The organism is Streptomyces sp. NRRL F-6492 (genome assembly GCF_001280125.1).
In the GTDB taxonomy this organism is placed as follows: Bacteria; Actinomycetota; Actinomycetes; order Streptomycetales; family Streptomycetaceae; genus Streptomyces.
In genome coordinates this window covers 31,224-46,163 of the sequence record NZ_LGEG01000114.1, presented here as the reverse complement: position 1 = coordinate 46,163, position 14,940 = coordinate 31,224, and the positions used below count along the sequence as shown (strand labels likewise).

The 14,940-nt window shown below is 73.1% G+C and carries 16 protein-coding genes; 5 read left to right on the top strand and 11 right to left on the bottom strand.

Features of this window, described 5'->3' with window-relative positions:
• Positions 1-89: 89 nt before the first annotated feature.
• A complete protein-coding gene (locus ADL08_RS10695; protein WP_053641924.1) occupies positions 90-314 on the top strand; it encodes a hypothetical protein in 225 nt (74 codons plus the stop codon).
• Positions 315-482: 168 nt separating this feature from the next.
• Here the strand turns inward: ADL08_RS10695 and ADL08_RS10690 are convergent, their stop codons facing one another.
• Positions 483-1,472, bottom strand: a complete 990-nt coding sequence (locus tag ADL08_RS10690) for an ROK family protein (RefSeq protein ID WP_053641842.1) — start codon at positions 1,470-1,472, stop codon at positions 483-485.
• Between the two features lie 153 nt (positions 1,473-1,625).
• Here ADL08_RS10690 and ADL08_RS10685 point away from each other — a divergent pair, with 153 nt between their 5' ends.
• On the top strand, positions 1,626-2,660 hold the full coding sequence (locus ADL08_RS10685; RefSeq protein ID WP_053641841.1) for a LacI family DNA-binding transcriptional regulator: 1,035 nt from the start codon (positions 1,626-1,628) through the stop codon (positions 2,658-2,660).
• Positions 2,661-2,706: 46 nt separating this feature from the next.
• Here the strand turns inward: ADL08_RS10685 and ADL08_RS10680 are convergent, their stop codons facing one another.
• From ADL08_RS10680 to ADL08_RS10660, 5 genes are all read right to left on the bottom strand, one after another.
• Complete coding sequence (locus ADL08_RS10680; protein WP_053641840.1) at positions 2,707-3,996, bottom strand: DUF6986 family protein; 1,290 nt, start codon at positions 3,994-3,996, stop codon at positions 2,707-2,709.
• 152 nt (positions 3,997-4,148) lie between these two features.
• Entirely contained in the window at positions 4,149-5,123 is a 975-nt protein-coding gene (locus tag ADL08_RS10675) for an electron transfer flavoprotein subunit alpha/FixB family protein (RefSeq protein WP_053641839.1), read from the bottom strand.
• Positions 5,124-5,212: 89 nt separating this feature from the next.
• On the bottom strand, positions 5,213-6,007 hold the full coding sequence (locus ADL08_RS10670; protein ID WP_078968507.1) for an electron transfer flavoprotein subunit beta/FixA family protein: 795 nt from the start codon (positions 6,005-6,007) through the stop codon (positions 5,213-5,215).
• 199 nt (positions 6,008-6,206) lie between these two features.
• The gene (locus ADL08_RS10665; RefSeq protein ID WP_053641923.1) at positions 6,207-6,731 is read right to left on the bottom strand and encodes a flavin reductase family protein; all 525 of its coding nucleotides are present in this window, start codon (positions 6,729-6,731) and stop codon (positions 6,207-6,209) included.
• A gap of 304 nt (positions 6,732-7,035) precedes the next feature.
• The gene (locus ADL08_RS10660; RefSeq protein WP_053641837.1) at positions 7,036-7,347 is read right to left on the bottom strand and encodes a TlpA family protein disulfide reductase; all 312 of its coding nucleotides are present in this window, start codon (positions 7,345-7,347) and stop codon (positions 7,036-7,038) included.
• Positions 7,348-7,592: 245 nt separating this feature from the next.
• Here ADL08_RS10660 and ADL08_RS10655 point away from each other — a divergent pair, with 245 nt between their 5' ends.
• Positions 7,593-8,312, top strand: a complete 720-nt coding sequence (locus ADL08_RS10655) for a lysophospholipid acyltransferase family protein (RefSeq protein WP_053641836.1) — start codon at positions 7,593-7,595, stop codon at positions 8,310-8,312.
• Here the strand turns inward: ADL08_RS10655 and ADL08_RS10650 are convergent.
• The 5 genes from ADL08_RS10650 to ADL08_RS10630 all read right to left on the bottom strand — a co-directional run bounded on the left by ADL08_RS10650 (position 8,299) and on the right by ADL08_RS10630 (position 13,052).
• Positions 8,299-8,916: a transglutaminase-like domain-containing protein gene (locus tag ADL08_RS10650; RefSeq protein ID WP_053641835.1), complete on the bottom strand. Its 618-nt coding sequence runs from the start codon at positions 8,914-8,916 to the stop codon at positions 8,299-8,301. The genes ADL08_RS10655 and ADL08_RS10650 overlap by 14 nt on opposite strands.
• 74 nt (positions 8,917-8,990) lie before the next feature.
• On the bottom strand, positions 8,991-10,070 hold the full coding sequence (locus tag ADL08_RS10645) for a threonine aldolase family protein (RefSeq protein ID WP_053641834.1): 1,080 nt from the start codon (positions 10,068-10,070) through the stop codon (positions 8,991-8,993).
• A complete protein-coding gene (locus ADL08_RS10640) occupies positions 10,067-10,828 on the bottom strand; it encodes an SDR family oxidoreductase (protein ID WP_053641922.1) in 762 nt (253 codons plus the stop codon). The genes ADL08_RS10645 and ADL08_RS10640 overlap by 4 nt, the downstream gene beginning before the upstream one ends.
• A gap of 53 nt (positions 10,829-10,881) precedes the next feature.
• The gene (locus ADL08_RS10635) at positions 10,882-12,288 is read right to left on the bottom strand and encodes a DUF6421 family protein (RefSeq protein WP_053641833.1); all 1,407 of its coding nucleotides are present in this window, start codon (positions 12,286-12,288) and stop codon (positions 10,882-10,884) included.
• 212 nt (positions 12,289-12,500) lie between these two features.
• The gene (locus tag ADL08_RS10630) at positions 12,501-13,052 is read right to left on the bottom strand and encodes a GNAT family N-acetyltransferase (protein WP_053641832.1); all 552 of its coding nucleotides are present in this window, start codon (positions 13,050-13,052) and stop codon (positions 12,501-12,503) included.
• Positions 13,053-13,223: 171 nt separating this feature from the next.
• Between ADL08_RS10630 and ADL08_RS10625 the strand changes: the two genes are divergently transcribed.
• Positions 13,224-13,844, top strand: a complete 621-nt coding sequence (locus ADL08_RS10625) for a DUF5134 domain-containing protein (protein ID WP_053641831.1) — start codon at positions 13,224-13,226, stop codon at positions 13,842-13,844.
• 140 nt (positions 13,845-13,984) lie between these two features.
• The gene (locus ADL08_RS10620; RefSeq protein ID WP_053641830.1) at positions 13,985-14,920 is read left to right on the top strand and encodes a M56 family metallopeptidase; all 936 of its coding nucleotides are present in this window, start codon (positions 13,985-13,987) and stop codon (positions 14,918-14,920) included.
• The last annotated feature ends 20 nt before the right edge of the window (positions 14,921-14,940 follow it).

The following is a 14,940-nucleotide window of genomic DNA, read 5'->3' as shown; positions in this document are numbered from 1 at the left end:
ACGAACGTATGGATCGGCGTCGGTACCGGCATGGGCGTGACACTTCGGGGAAACCGTCGTGGAAAACGCCAAGCACGAGGGGTGTGGACATGAGTCGTACGGTTCTCGAACGCTTTCCGGCCGGCGGTCCGCGGGGCAGCTGGCCCGCGGAGGAGTTCGCCGGCGCGCGGCGCGACGAGGGAGTGCCGGCCCGGGTCGTGATGGACCTGGAGTCCGACACGTTCCTGGTGGTCGTCGAGCAGAGACCACCGGAGCGCAGGACGGCCGAGGGAAGGCTGATCGGTCAGAGGAGGGCCGAGCTGGTACGGGAGTGAGCGGATACGGGAGCGAGTACGAGAACGCGGGGGTACGGGAACGAGCGGGTACGGGAACGAGCGGGTACGAGAACGAGCGGCTACGAGAACGAGCGGCTACGGGAGCAGGCCGGACACGGGAAGACGGGGCCGTCGCGGCCCCCTCCTCCCCCGCGTCGTGCCGCAGCCTCAAGAACCGGTGCCGACACCCGCGTTCGCGTCGGCGCGCGACCCGCGCTCCCGCGTGCGACCGGCGGCCGCCGCCGCGCCCAGGAGGCCCGCGTCCGCGCCCGTGACGGCGGGGACGACCGCCAGGTCCCGTACGAAGGAGAGCGTGGCGTAGCCGCGGAGGCTGCGCCGGAGCGGGGCGAAGAGGACCTCGCCGGCGCCCGCCACTCCACCGCCGACGACCGCGATGTCGATCTCGACCAGGGCCGCCGTGGCGGCGATGCCCGCCGCGAGGGCCTGGGCGGCGCGCTCGAACGAGGCCACGGCCACCGGGTCCCCGGCGTGCGCGGAGGCTGCCACCGCGGCGGCGGAGACGTCGCCGTCGGGCCCCGGCCGCCAGCCGTTCTCCAGGGCGCGCCGCGCCAGGTGCGGGCCGCTGGCGAGGCGTTCGACGCAGCCGCGCCCGCCGCACGCGCAGGGTTCGCCGTCCAGGTCGACCACGATGTGCCCGATGTGCCCGGCGTTGCCGGTGGGGCCCGGGTGGAGGCGGCCGTCGAGGACGAGACCGCCGCCGACGCCCGTGGAGACCACGAGGCAGAGGGCGTTGTCGTGGCCCCGGGCGGCTCCGAGCCAGTGCTCGGCCGCCGTCATGGCGACGCCGTCGCCGACGAGGGTGACCGGCCGGCCGCCGGCGGCCCGGTGGACCCGTTCGACGAGCGGGTAGTCGCGCCAGCCGGGGACGTTGACGGGGCTGACGGTCCCCCGGGCCGCGTCGACCGGGCCCGCGCTGCCGATGCCGACGGCCTCGGCGGCCTCCCACAGCGGAGAGGCGGCGAGTTCGCCGAGGACGTCCTCGACCGCCGCCATCACCGTCTCGCCGTCCTCACGCGCGGGCGTGGGCCGCCGGGACCGGACGCGGACGCGGCCCTCGCCGTCGACCAGGGCGCCGGCGATCTTGGTGCCCCCGATGTCGAGGGCGGCGACGAGACCCGTGGCGAGGTCGGTGTGCATGGGCGGGGAACCTCCGGGGACGGCCGGGGACGGTCGGGCGTTCCGTATGTTCTCACGCCTCATGACAACGTTGTCCAGGCCCTATGCTCGTTCGGAGTCCGAAAGACGGCCCGGCCACGGCGGGGTCCCGACACGACGGAGGAGCCGCAGACCGTGGCCGACACCGCCCACCGCCCCGAGCACCGCTACGGCAACCGGCCCACGATGAAGGACGTCGCCGCCAAGGCGGGCGTGGGCCTGAAGACGGTGTCCCGGGTGGTGAACGGCGAGCCGGGCGTCACCCCCGACACCGAGCGGCGGGTGCAGGAGGCCATCGAGGTCCTCGGCTTCCGGCGCAACGACAGCGCGCGGGTCCTGCGCAAGGGCAGGACCGCGACCGTCGGCCTGGTCCTGGAGGATCTCGCCGACCCCTTCTACGGTCCGCTGAGCCGGGCGGTCGAGGAGGTCGCGCGGGCGCACGGGGCCCTCCTGATCAACGGGTCGAGCGCCGAGGACCCCGACCGGGAGCAGGAGCTGGCGCTCGCGCTGTGCGCGCGCCGGGTCGACGGCCTCATCGTCATCCCGGCCGGCGACGACCACCGGTATCTGGAGCCCGAGATCAGGGCGGGCGTCGCCACGGTGTTCGTCGACCGTCCCGCCGGGCGGATCGACGCCGACGCGGTCCTCTCCGACAGCTTCGGCGGGGCGCGCGAGGGCACGGCCCATCTGATCGCCCACGGCCACCGCCGGATCGGCTTCGTCGGCGACCGCCCGCGCATCCACACGGCGGCCGAGCGGCTGCGCGGCTACCGCGCGGCGATGGAGGACGCGGGGCTCCCGGTCCGGGAGGAGTGGGTCTCGCCGGGCCCGACCGATCCGGAGCGGGTGGACGCGGCGGTACGGGGGATGCTGGCCGCGCCGGAGCCGGTGACGGCGCTGTTCGCGGGGAACAACCGGGTCACCGTCACGGCCGTCCGGGCCCTCGCCGGGCGGGACCGGCCGGTCGCCCTGGTCGGCTTCGACGACATCGAGCTGGCCGACCTCCTGGGCATCACGGTCGTCGCCCAGGACGCCGCCGCGCTCGGAAGGACGGCGGCGGAGCGGCTGTTCCGGCGCCTGGAGGGGGTCGACGGGGCGCCGGAGCGGGTGGTGCTCGGCACGACGCTCCTCGCCCGGGGCTCGGGCGAGATCGCGCCGCCGGCCGTCTGACGCCGGCCGGACGGCCTTCCCCGGGCGACCGGTCTTTCCCGGGCGGCTACTCGGCCGAGGCCGTGAGGTCGCCGCGACGCGGGGCCGCGAAGCGGTCGAGGGCGGCGCGGGTCATGCCGGTGAGCGCGTCGACCTCGGCGGTGTCGAGGGCGCCGCAGTCGATGCCGCGCAGCAGGTAGGAGCTGAGCGCCTTGGCGGTGGCCGGCTCGTCCATGACGTCGCCGCCCGCGTGGTTGGCGTAGGCGGAGAGGCGCTTGGCGGCGGCCTCGAAGCCCTCGCGGTAGAAGGCGAAGACGGCGGCGTAGCGGGTGGGGATGTGGCCGGGGTGCATGTCCCAGCCCTGGTAGTAGGCGCGGGCGAGGGCGCGGCGGGTGAGGCCGTAGTGCAGGCGCCAGGCCTCGTGGACGTGCTCGGTGGAGCCGACCGGCAGGACGTTGGTGGAGCCGTCGGAGACGCGGACGCCGGTGCCGGCGGCGGCGACCTGCATGATCGCCTTGGCGTGGTCGGCGGCCGGGTGGTCGCTGGCCTGGTAGGCGGCGGAGACGCCGAGGCAGGCGCTGTAGTCGAAGGTGCCGTAGTGCAGTCCGGTGGCGCGGCCCTCGGCGGCACCGATCATGCGGGCGACGGCGGCGGTGCCGTCGGCGGCGAGGATGGCCTGGCTGGTCTCGATCTGGATCTCGAAGCCGAGGCGGCCCGCGTCGAGGCCGTGGGCCTTCTCGAAGGCCTCCAGGAGGCGGACGAAGGCGGTGACCTGCTCGGGGTAGGTGACCTTGGGGAGGGTGAGGACGAGTCCTTCGGGGAGGCCGCCGTGCTCCAGGAGGCCGGTGAGGAAGACGTCGGTGGTGCGGATGCCCCGGTCGCGCACGGCGGCCTCCATGCACTTCATCCGGATGCCCGTGTACGGGGCGGCGGTGCCCCCGGCGTACGCCTCGGAGACCAGCCGGGCGGCGCGGGCCGCGTCCCGGTCCTCGTCCTCGCCCCCGTAGCCGTCCTCGAAGTCGACCCGGAGGTCCTCGATCGGCTCCCGCTCCAGCTTCGCCCGCACGCGGCCGTACACGTCCTCGGCGAGGTCGTCGGAGAGGCCGAGGACGGCGGCGAAGGAGGCGGCGTCGGGGGCGTGTTCGTCGAGGGCGGCGAGGGCCCGGTCGCCCCAGGAGCGGACGGTGCCGGCGTCGAAGAGGTTGCCGGGGACGTAGACGGTGTGGACGGGCTGGCGGGTGCCGGGGTCTCCCGGGTAGCGGCGGTCCAGTTCGGCGTCCACCGCGGCGAGGGAGGCGCTGATGCCCTCGCTGACCGTGCCCGCGAGGCTCGTCGACACCTTCTCCTGCTGACCCATCCCACTACCCTCCTGTTTTCCGCTGAACGGAATAAACAATCCGTATGGCGAAGTTAACGGGCGGCCGGAGCTGAGTCAATGGGTGTCCGAAACGGCCGGGGGCCGCACGGTGAGAGTTCACCGTGCGGCCCCCGGTCCGACAGAACCGCAGGTCAGCCCTTGCGGGTCTTGACCTCGTCGGTCAGCTGCGGGACGACCTCGAAGAGGTCGCCCACCACGCCGTAGTCGACGAGCTCGAAGATCGGCGCCTCGGCGTCCTTGTTGATCGCGACGATCGTCTTCGAGGTCTGCATGCCCGCGCGGTGCTGGATCGCGCCGGAGATGCCGGAGGCGATGTACAGCTGCGGCGAGACCGACTTGCCGGTCTGGCCGACCTGGTTGGCGTGCGGGTACCAGCCGGCGTCCACCGCGGCGCGCGAGGCGCCGACGGCCGCGCCGAGCGAGTCGGCGAGGGCCTCGATGACCGCGAAGTTCTCGGCGCCGTTGACGCCGCGGCCGCCGGAGACCACGATCGCGGCCTCGGTCAGCTCCGGGCGGCCGGTCGACTCGCGCGGGGTGCGCGAGGTGACCTTGGTGCCGGTGGCCAGCGCGCCGAAGGAGACCGACAGGGCCTCGACGGCGCCGGCGGCCGGGGCGGCCTCGACGGGGGCCGAGTTCGGCTTGACCGTGATGACCGGGGTGCCCTTGGAGACGCGGGACTTGGTGGTGAAGGAGGCGGCGAACACGGCCTGCGTCGCCACCGGGCCCTCGGCACCGGCCTCCAGGTCCACGGCGTCGGTGATGACGCCGGAGCCGATGCGGACCGCGAGGCGGGCCGCGATCTCCTTGGCCTCGGCCGAGGACGGGACCAGTACGGCGGCCAGGGAGCCCCCGGCGGACACGGCCTCGTAGGCGGCCTGGAGGGCGTCGACCTTGGGGACGACGAGGTACTCGGCGAACTCGGGCGCGTCGGCGGTCAGGACCTTGACCGCGCCGTGCTCGGCGAGGACCGGGGCGGTGTCGGCGGCGCCGTTGCCGAGCGCGACGGCGACCGGGTCGCCCAGACGGCGGGCGAGCGTCAGCAGCTCCAGGGTGGGCTTGCGGACGGCTCCGTCGACGTGGTCGACGTAGACGAGGATCTCAGCCATGGAAATTCAATCTCCTGCGAAGGTGAGGGGGAGGTCTGAGCGGCTCGCGCGGGTCCCCGGCCGGAGGCCCGGCCCGCGCGGCTGAAGCCTTAGATGAACTTCTGGCTCGCGAGGAACTCGGCGAGCTGCTTGCCGCCCTCGCCCTCGTCCTTGACGATCGTGCCGGCCGTGCGGGCCGGACGCTCGGTGGCGGAGTCGACCGCGGTCCACGCGCCCTCCAGACCGACTTCCTCGGCCTCCAGGTCGAGGTCGGAGAGGTCCAGGGACTCCACCGGCTTCTTCTTGGCGGCCATGATGCCCTTGAAGGACGGGTAGCGCGCCTCGCCCGACTGGTCCGTCACGGAGACGACGGCCGGCAGGGAGGCCTCCAGCTGCTCGGAGGCGGCGTCGCCGTCGCGGCGGCCGGTCACCTTACCGTTGGGGCCACCCTCGATCTTGACCTCGGAGAGCAGCGTGACCTGCGGGACGCCCAGGCGCTCGGCCAGGATCGCGGGCAGCACGCCCATGACGCCGTCGGTGGAGGCCATGCCGGCGATGACCACGTCGTAGCCGGTCTTCTCGATCGCCTTGGCCAGCACCAGCGAGGTGCCCATGACGTCGGAGCCGTGCAGGTCGTCGTCCTCGACGTGGACGGCCTTGTCGGCGCCCATCGACAGCGCCTTGCGCAGCGCGTCCTTGGCGTCCTCGGGGCCGACCGTGAGCACGGTGACCTCGGCGTCGTCGGCCTCTTCCGCGATCTGCAGGGCCTGCTCGACCGCGTACTCGTCGAGCTCCGACAGCAGGCCGTCGACGTCGTCGCGGTCCACCGTCAGGTCATCGGCGAAGTGCCGGTCGCCGGTGGCGTCGGGCACGTACTTCACACAGACAACGATCCTCAAGCTCACGCCGGCTCTCCTACTGCATCGTCATAACTGGGCTGCCTTGTTGCTCGCAGCATAGGCGCCTGAAGGGCGGGTTTCCGGTCGGGGCGCCGGACGCCCCGTCCAAAATATTACTCGCCAGTACACCCAGTTCGTTACCACTGAGCAAGCGCTCAGCCGTGTGACCTTGCCAACGCGCGGAGAGCGGCGCGCGCGGGAACCCTCAGTCGCGCAGCGCGTTGAAGCGCCCGTGGTGGTAGAGGAGCGGGCGGCCCGCTCCGTCCGGGTCGCCCGCGACCGCCTGCGCGATCACGATCCGGTGGTCCCCGGCGGGCACCCGGGCCACGACGCGGCACACCAGCCAGGCGAGGACGTCGTCGAGCACGGGCACCCCCTCGGGGCCGACGCTCCAGCGGGTCCCCTCGCCGAAGCGGTCGGCGCCGCTGCGCGCGAAGGTGGCGGCCAGCTCCTGCTGGTGCTCGCCGAGTATGTGCACGCCGATGAACTCGGCCTCGGAGACCACGGGCCAGGAGGAGGACGCGGTGCCCACGCCGAAGGAGACCAGCGGCGGTTCGGCGGCGACGGAGTTGAGCGAGGTCGCGGTGAACCCGACGGGGCGCTCGCCCCGCGCGGTGACGACCGCGACGCCGGCCGCGTGCCGGCGGAAGACGGAGCGGAGCAGATCGGGAGAGGCCTGCCGGGGCGCGCCGATCGTGGGAACGGTGCGGAGTTCGGGCGAAACCGTCATGGAATTGTCCTTCTGCGAGGGCGGCATGAGAGGAGTCCTGGGGTGGGTCAGACGCCCGGACAGCGCGCGCTCGCGTTGCGGGCCAGGTCCACGTGGGCCCGGCCGTAGAGAAGGAGTTCCAGAGTCACTCCGCCAGGGTGACGATCGGTGGAGGGTGCAGTCAAGTGCGTACCGGGATGTGGGAGGAGCGTCACCGCGCGGACCGGACGGGCCGGGCGGGGTTCCGTCGCGCGACCGGGGGGGGTGCGCCGCCGCGCGGACCGGGCGATGTGCCGCCGCGCGGACCGGGGGAAGTGTCACCGCGTCAGACCGCCCGCCCCAGGGCCGCGATGACGTCCGCCCTGCGGGGCTGTCCGGCGGCCCGGCGGACGACGCGGCCGGTCCGGTCGAGGACGAGCACGGTGGGGGTGCGGACGACGCCGAGCGCGCGCACCAGGTCGAGCCGTTCCTCGGCGTCGATCTCGACGTGGCCCACGCCGGGCACCATCGCGGCCACCTCGGCGAGGGTGCGGCGGGTGGCCCGGCAGGGCTGGCAGAAGGCGGTCGAGAACTGGACCAGGGTGGCCCGCTCCCCCAGTTCGGCGCCGAGCGCCTCCGGCCCCAGGACCTCGTCCATCGCTCTCCCGCTTCCCTCCGCCCGCGCACCTGTTTCCGCGTGTCGCGGGATACAGCGCCGCGGGGCGGGTATTCGATTCCCGTTCCGGCCATCCCTAGTGACGAGAATCTCCCCCCACGACGGCGCTCAGGCTGGTCACAGCGTCCCTCATGGGGCACGATCTGCCCAAAGCCGAAAACCTACGGCCGCGTAACTTCGCCGGGAGAACCCTCCCCGGACAAGCAGGAAGAAGGGGTTCCTCTCCGATGGCAGAACTCGTCTATCGGCCGGTCGTCGGCGCCGCTCTGACCATGTTCAAGGCGCTGGACCTGAAGATCGACACGCAGGGTTCGGAGCACATCCCGCGGACCGGCGGAGCCGTCCTGGTCAGCAACCACATCAGCTACCTGGACTTCATCTTCACCGGCCTCGCCGCGCTGCCGCAGAAGCGCCTGGTGCGCTTCATGGCGAAGGACTCGGTCTTCCGGCACAAGGTCTCCGGGCCGCTCATGCGCGGCATGAAGCACATCCCGGTGGACCGCTCCCAGGGCGAGCACGCCTACAAGCACGCCCTGGAGTCGCTGCGGGCCGGCGAGATCATCGGCGTCTTCCCCGAGGCGACCATCTCCCAGTCCTTCACGCTGAAGGGCTTCAAGACGGGCGCGGCGCGCCTCGCGCAGGAGGCGGGCGTCCCGCTGATCCCGATGGCGCTGTGGGGCACCCAGCGGGTCTGGACGAAGGGCCGGCCGCGGAACTTCAAGCGGAGCCACATCCCGGTGACGATCCGCGTCGGCGAGGCCGTGGAGGCCCCCGCCGACCAGTACGCGGGCGCCATCACCCGGCGGCTGCGCGAGCGCGTGCAGGAACTCCTGGAGGCCGCGCAGCGCGCCTACCCGGTCCGCCCCCGGGACGCGGGCGACACCTGGTGGGTGCCCGCGCACCTCGGCGGTACGGCTCCGACGCCGGCCCAGGTCAAGGAAGCCTGACCGGTTCGAGTCCGGCGGGAAGGGTCCGGTCCAGGTGCGGCCGGTCGGGCGCGGCCCTCAGGGCCGCCAGGACGACCGGGTGGGGCTCGGCGTGGAGCAGCGGGTAGTCCACCTCGCCGAGCTCCGGCCGCACGGTCCGGGCGAGGCTCTCCTCCCCGAGGGAGAAGCGGGTGTCGACGCCCGGCACGTTGCCCCTCGGGTCCTGGCGGGCCCAGGCCCGCTCCCCCGGCAGCAGGACGGCGGTGAGGCCGTGCACCACGGGGTGCGACCCGTCGTCGTCGGTGAGCCGCTGGTAGCAGAGGGCGGCCGGGATGCCCCGGGCCCGCAGCAGCGCCGCGTACGCGACGGTCTTGGCGTAGCAGACGCCGGTGCGCAGCGCCAGGACGTCGGAGGCGCGCCAGGTGACGCGGGGGTCGCCGGAGTCCATGGAGTGCGGGACGGCGTCCCGTACGTACGCGAAGGCGGCTTCGGCGTATGAGTATGCGTCGGGGTGCTCGGCGGAGAGACGGTCCGCCACCTCCCGTACGCGCGGGTGCTCGTGGTCGACGGCTTCGCCCGCGGCGAGGTAGGCGTCGACGTCCGGGTCCTGCTGGATGAGTTCCATGCGGGACGACCCTATGAAGACGGCCGGACGGAGTCAATGACTTTCCGTCCGGCCGCATATTCATTCAATCCGGGCTAGCGGGCCAGTTCTTCCTTCAGGGCCTGGAGGAAGGCGTCCACGTCGTCCTCGGTGGTGTCGAAGGCGCACATCCAGCGCACGTCCCCGGCGATCTCGTCCCAGAAGTAGAAGCGGAAGCGCTCCTGGAGCCGGCGGCTCACCTCGTGCGGGAGGCGGGCGAAGACCGCGTTGGCCTGGACCGGGTAGAGGATCTCCACCCCGTCGAGGGCGCGCACCCCGGCCGCGAGGCGCTGGGCCATCGCGTTGGCGTGGCGGGCGTTGCGCAGCCAGAGGTCCTTCGCGAGCAGGGCCTCCAGCTGCACCGACACGAACCGCATCTTCGACGCGAGCTGCATGGACAGCTTGCGCAGGTGCTTCATGTGGCTGACCGCGTCGGGGTTCAGCACGATCACGGCTTCGCCGAAGACCATCCCGTTCTTGGTCCCGCCGTACGAGAGCACGTCCACGCCCACCGCGTTGGTGAACGCGCGCATGGGCACGTCGAGCGAGGCGGCGGCGTTGGCTATCCGGGCCCCGTCGAGGTGCACCTTCATGCCCTTGGAGTGGGCGTGCTCGGTGATCGCGCGGATCTCGTCCACCGTGTAGACGGTGCCCAGCTCGGTGTTCTGGGTGATCGAGACGACCTGGGGCATGGCCCGGTGCTCGTCCTCCCAGCCCCAGGCCTGCCGGTCGATCAGCTCGGGGGTGAGCTTGCCGTCCGGGGTCGGCACGGTGAGCAGCTTGAGGCCGCCCATCCGCTCCGGCGCGCCGCCCTCGTCCACGTTGATGTGGGCGGACTCGGCGCAGATGACGGCGCCCCAGCGGTCGGTGAGCGCCTGCAGGGCGGTCACGTTGGCCCCGGTCCCGTTGAAGACCGGGAAGGCCTCGGCGCTCGGCCCGAAGTGGCTGTGGACGATCCGCTGGAGGTGATCGGTGTACTGGTCCTCGCCGTAGGCCACCTGGTGGCCGTCGTTGGCGAGGGCGAGGGCCGCGAGGACCTCGGGGTGGGCGCCGGCGTAGTTGTCGCTGGCGAAGCCCCGGACCGACGGGTCGTGGTGACGACGTGCGTCGGTCCTGGGGCCGAGGGCCGCGGTCACGGCTTGGGGGTCAGCCACAGACGCTGTCCATTCACTTCCTGGGCGGGCTTGTCCCACAGGCCGGCGATCTCTGCGGCCAGGTCGTCGACGTCGGTGAAGCCCGCGAACTTCGCGTTGGGGCGTTCGGCGCGCATGGCCTCGTGCACCAATGCCTTGATCACCAGGATCGCAGCCGCCGCCTGCGGGCCGTCGTCGCCCCCCAGCTTGCGGAAGGAGTCGGCCATGGCGAGGGTCCAGGCCTCGGCCGCGGCCTTGCCCGCGTTGTACGCGGCGTTGCCCGCGACCGGCTTGTGGGCGCCGACCTGGCTGATCAGGGCGTAGCGGCCGCGGCCGCCCGCGCGGAGCAGCGGGTCGTGGAAGGCGAGCGAGGTGTGCTGGACCGTACGGATCAGGAGCTTCTCCAGGAAGTCCCAGTCCTTGAGCTCGGTCTCCGTGAAGGAGGGGCTGCCGCGCCAGCCGCCGACGAGGTGGACCAGGCCGTCGATGCGGCCGAACTCGCCCTCGGTCTTCGCGGCCCAGTCGCGGGTGGCGGCCGGGTCGAGCAGGTCGACGGTGTCGCCGACCACCGTGGCGCCGCCGTGCGCGTAGCGGGCGGCGTCGACGGCCTCCGCGAGGCGGGCCGGGTCCGCGTCGGACGCGACGACGGTCGCGCCCGCCTCGGCGAGCCGCAGCAGCGTGGCGCGGCCCGCGGGGCCGGCCGCTCCGGCGACCGCGATGACGGCGCCGTCGAGCGGCCCGCCGTTTCCTTCGGCGTTCATGGGCACCGTCTCCTCCGTGCGCTCGGCGTTCCCCGTGTACTCGGCAGGAGCGCTCACGCGGCGGCCCGCTCGGTGCGCGGGGCGCCGGCGGCGGTGATCCCCTTGGTGTCGGCGATCACGCCCTTCAGCTTCTTGGCGAGGGCCTCGAAGAACATGCTGAGCGGAAACTCGTCCGGAAGCACGTCGTCGACGAGCTTGCGCGGCGGCAGGGACAGGTCGAGGGCGTCGGGACCCTTGGCCCACTTCGAGCCCGGGTGCGGGGCGAGGTAGGTGGAGACCAGCTCGTACGCCTTGAACCAGTGGACGATCTTGGGGCGGTCGATGCCGTCGCGGTAGAGCTTCTCGATCTCGGCGCAGAGCTGGTTGGTGACCTGGGGGGCCCGCTGCCAGTCGATCTTGAGCGTGTTGTCCGTCCAGCGCACCACGTCGTGCTTGTGGAGGTACGCGAAGAGGAGCTGGCCGCCGAGGCCGTCGTAGTTGCGGTTCCGGTCGCCGGAGAGCGGGAAGCGGAACATGCGGTCGAAGAGGACGGCGTACTGCACGTCACGGCCGTGCCCGTTGCCCTCGGCCTCCAGCTTCACGGCCTCCTTGAAGGCGGTGAGGTCGCAGCGGAGCTCCTCCAGGCCGTACATCCAGAAGGGCTGGCGCTGCTTGATCATGAAGGGGTCGAAGGGCAGGTCGCCGTGGCTGTGGGTGCGGTCGTGGACCATGTCCCAGAGCACGAAGGCCTTCTCGCAGCGCTCCTGGTCGTCGATCATCGCGGCGACGTCGGCGGGCAGCTCGATGCCCAGGGTGTCGACGGCGGCCTCGGTGACCTTGCGGAAGCGGGCGGCCTCGCGGTCGCAGAAGATGCCGCCCCAGGTGAAGCGCTCGGGGGCCTCGCGGACGGCGATGGTCTCCGGGAAGAGGACGGCCGAGTTGGTGTCGTACCCGGCGGTGAAGTCCTCGAAGGTGATGCCGCAGAAGAGCGGGTTGTCGTAGCGGGTGCGCTCCAGGTCGGCGAGCCACTCGGGCCACACCATGCGGAGCACGACGGCTTCGAGGTTGCGGTCCGGGTTGCCGTTCTGCGTGTACATCGGGAAGAGCACGAGGTGCTGGAGCCCGTCGGCGCGGTCGGCGGCCGGCTGGAAGGCGAGCAGCGCGTCCAGGAAGTCCGGCACCGCGAAGCCGCTCTCGGCCCACTTGCGCAGGTCGGAGACGAGGGCGCGGTGGTAGGCGGCGTCGTGCGGGAGGAGCGGGGAGAGCTGCTCGACCGCGGCGACGATCCGGTCGAGGGCCAGCTCGACGAGGGAGCGGGCGGGGGCGCCCTCGGCCTCGAAGTCGACGGACCCGTCCGCGCGCTGCCAGGCGCGGATCTCCTCCACGGCGTTCTTGAGCTCGGGCCAGGCCGGGTGGTCGATCACTCGGGCGTCGGTGGATATCGCCTCACCGGTCACGTCCTGCACAAGAATTTCCGTCATGCCTCTTCCTCCACAGGAGAACCTCGCGTCAAGACACCGTAACCACCGTGCTTCCTTCCCACAAGGGGAGCAAGAGAAAATCTCCTGCGAGACCCCCCTGGCGACAGAAGTTTTTCCTGTCGGTCAGGGGTGAGGCCACGCTTCCGCCCTTCAGGGCCGTTCGAGTCCGGCCGGATCCCGGGATCCGGGATCCGGGGTCCGGGGTCCCGGGTTCACACCAGCGGCTTGACCAGCAGCTCGAACTCCAGGTCGTCGCGCTGGGGCAGGCCGAAGCGCTCGTCGCCGTAGGGGAACGGCGTCGTCCGGCCCGTCCGCCGGTAGCCGCGCCGCTCGTACCAGGCGACGAGCTCCTCGCGTACGGAGATCACCGTCATGTGCATCTCGCGCACGTCCCACAGCTCGCGCACCCGGCGCTCGGCCTCGGCGATGATCCGCTTGCCCAGACCCGCGCCCTGGAGCTCGGGGCGGACGGCGAACATGCCGAAGTAGGCGGCCTCGCCGCGGTGCTCCAGCTGGCAGCAGGCGACGGCCTCGCCGTCCCGCTCGACGACCAGGAGCCGGCTGCCGGGGGCGGTGATGACGGCGGCCACGCCCTCGGGGTCGGTGCGCTGCCCCTGGAGGATGTCCGCCTCCGTGGTCCAGCCCGCCCGGCTGGCGTCGCCCCGGTAGGCCGACTCCACGAGCGGGACGAGGACGGGGACGTCCTCCAGGACCGCTTCGCGATAGCTGATCCGGCCGGTCTCCTGGGACGTGGCGGTCTCCATGTATGGGGCTCCCCTCGAGCGTCGACGATCGGCGTGCGCGATCGTCCCGAGCCTAACGCGCGCACCTTTCGCTCCCCCTCGTACGCCTGTGCGCAACCGTGCGCCCGCGTACCGCTCCGGGCGGACGGGCATCCCTCCCCGGAGGGGACGGTGTCGAGGGGGAGGTGTGCCGTGCACGGACCGGCTCTGTCCGGGTGGTTGCTGGTCGCCCTGTGCGCGCTGACGGGCGTGTACTGCCTGCTGCGGATGCGCGTGTGTGCCGGGGAGGAGCGGCGGGCCGCGGGCGGCGAGGCGGTGATGGGGTTCGGGATGGCGTTCATGGCGCTGCCCGCGGCGGTCCTGACTCCGCCGGGGTGGAGCTGGGCGGTGTACGCGGCGGTGTTCGGCGCGACGGCCCTGCACGGCCTGCTCGCCGTCCGGCACGGCGCCCACCATCTGCACCACCTGGTGGGCTCGCTCGCCATGGTCTACATGGCGGTGGCGATGGCGGCCCCCGGCGCGCCGGGGGCGCACGCGGGGCACATGACGGCGGGCGCGGGGGGCATACCCGTGCTCACGGGCGGACTCCTCCTCTATTACGTGGTGTACGTGCTGCGCGCGGGGGCGCGGCTCGTTCCGGTGACGGCGCCGGCGGGCGGCCCCGCGGGCCCTTCCGCGCCGACGGGCGGGACGGTCCGGGCGGGTGGGACGGTCCGGGCGGGCGGGGCCGTCCGGGCGGGTGGGCCGGAGATGACGCTGGCGTGCCGGCTGTCGATGGCGCTGGGCATGGTGGCGATGCTCGTGACGCTCTGAGGAGGCGGGAGGGCCCGGAGGGCAGGAGCTGCGGGAATCGGGAGCGGGGGAGGGACAGCCGGGGCAACGAAACCGTGGCGTACGTCACTTGCTCTCCGTGCCCGTACCCCCGACCGGTACCGCGCTCATAGGCTGGCGTCATGTGGGTCTCCCTCGCGCTGTTCCTGCTCGGCCTCCTGACCGCCCTCGTGGCCCCCCGGCTGCTGTCCCGGGCGGACTGGGTCGAGCGAGAACCCGTGGTGGCCCTGTGGGTCTGGCAGTGCGTGGTGGCCGCCGTCCTGCTGAGCTTCGCGCTCTCCATGACGTTCAGTGCGTCGACCGCCTGGCAGGCCGTGCGGGGGCAGGTCTTCGCGCCCGCGCCGAGCGCCGTGGTCGAGGCGTACGAACTCGGTACGACCGGCCCCTGGTCGGCGGTGCTCGCGGTGGTCCTCGCGGCCGGCGGGGTGTGGTCCGGGGCGATGCTGGGCCGGGAGATCGGCCGGGCCCGCGCCCGCCGCCGGCAGCGCCGCTGCGACCTGCTCGTCCGGGCGCCCCTGATGCCCGGGGAGGAGCCGGCCGGCGAGCGCCTGGTGGTCCTGGAGGGCGAGCGGGCGGACGCCTGGTGGCTGGCGGGGCCCACGCCCCAGCTGGTCATCACCACGGCGGCGCTGCGCCGCTTGAAGGGGCGTCAGCTGGACGCGGTCCTGGCGCACGAGCAGGGCCACGCCCGGGCCCGGCACGACTGGCTGCTGCACTGCTCGGCGGCGCTGGCCGCCGGCTTCCCCGGGGTCCCCGTCTTCACGGCCTTCCGCGAGGAGATGCACCGCCTGGTGGAGCTGGCCGCCGACGACGTGGCCTCGCGCCGGTTCGGGCGGCTGACGATCGCGCTCGCGCTGGTCGAACTGAACGAGGACCGCGGGGTGTTCGGGCCCGGTCCGGCCCCGGGCGCGGGCCTGCCCCAGCGGGTGAACCGCCTCCTGACCGCGGCGCCCCGGCTCACCGCCGGACGTCGGCTGCGCCTGACGGCGGCCGCGTCCCTGGTGCCCGTGGTCCCGGTGCTCGTGGCCTTCGTCCCGGCCCTCCGCGCGCTGGGCTAGGGCCTGTCCGGCGGATCGGG

Coding starts and splice junctions, on each gene's coding strand:
- ADL08_RS10695 (WP_053641924.1), top strand. CDS start 90: ATGAGTCGTACGGTTCTCGAACGCTTTCCGGCCGGCGGTCCGCGGGGC.
- ADL08_RS10690 (WP_053641842.1), bottom strand. CDS start 1,472: ATGCACACCGACCTCGCCACGGGTCTCGTCGCCGCCCTCGACATCGGG.
- ADL08_RS10680 (WP_053641840.1), bottom strand. CDS start 3,996: ATGGGTCAGCAGGAGAAGGTGTCGACGAGCCTCGCGGGCACGGTCAGC.
- ADL08_RS10675 (WP_053641839.1), bottom strand. CDS start 5,123: ATGGCTGAGATCCTCGTCTACGTCGACCACGTCGACGGAGCCGTCCGC.
- ADL08_RS10665 (WP_053641923.1), bottom strand. CDS start 6,731: ATGACGGTTTCGCCCGAACTCCGCACCGTTCCCACGATCGGCGCGCCC.
- ADL08_RS10660 (WP_053641837.1), bottom strand. CDS start 7,347: ATGGACGAGGTCCTGGGGCCGGAGGCGCTCGGCGCCGAACTGGGGGAG.
- ADL08_RS10655 (WP_053641836.1), top strand. CDS start 7,593: ATGGCAGAACTCGTCTATCGGCCGGTCGTCGGCGCCGCTCTGACCATG.
- ADL08_RS10650 (WP_053641835.1), bottom strand. CDS start 8,916: ATGGAACTCATCCAGCAGGACCCGGACGTCGACGCCTACCTCGCCGCG.
- ADL08_RS10640 (WP_053641922.1), bottom strand. CDS start 10,828: ATGAACGCCGAAGGAAACGGCGGGCCGCTCGACGGCGCCGTCATCGCG.
- ADL08_RS10635 (WP_053641833.1), bottom strand. CDS start 12,288: ATGACGGAAATTCTTGTGCAGGACGTGACCGGTGAGGCGATATCCACC.
- ADL08_RS10630 (WP_053641832.1), bottom strand. CDS start 13,052: ATGGAGACCGCCACGTCCCAGGAGACCGGCCGGATCAGCTATCGCGAA.
- ADL08_RS10620 (WP_053641830.1), top strand. CDS start 13,985: ATGTGGGTCTCCCTCGCGCTGTTCCTGCTCGGCCTCCTGACCGCCCTC.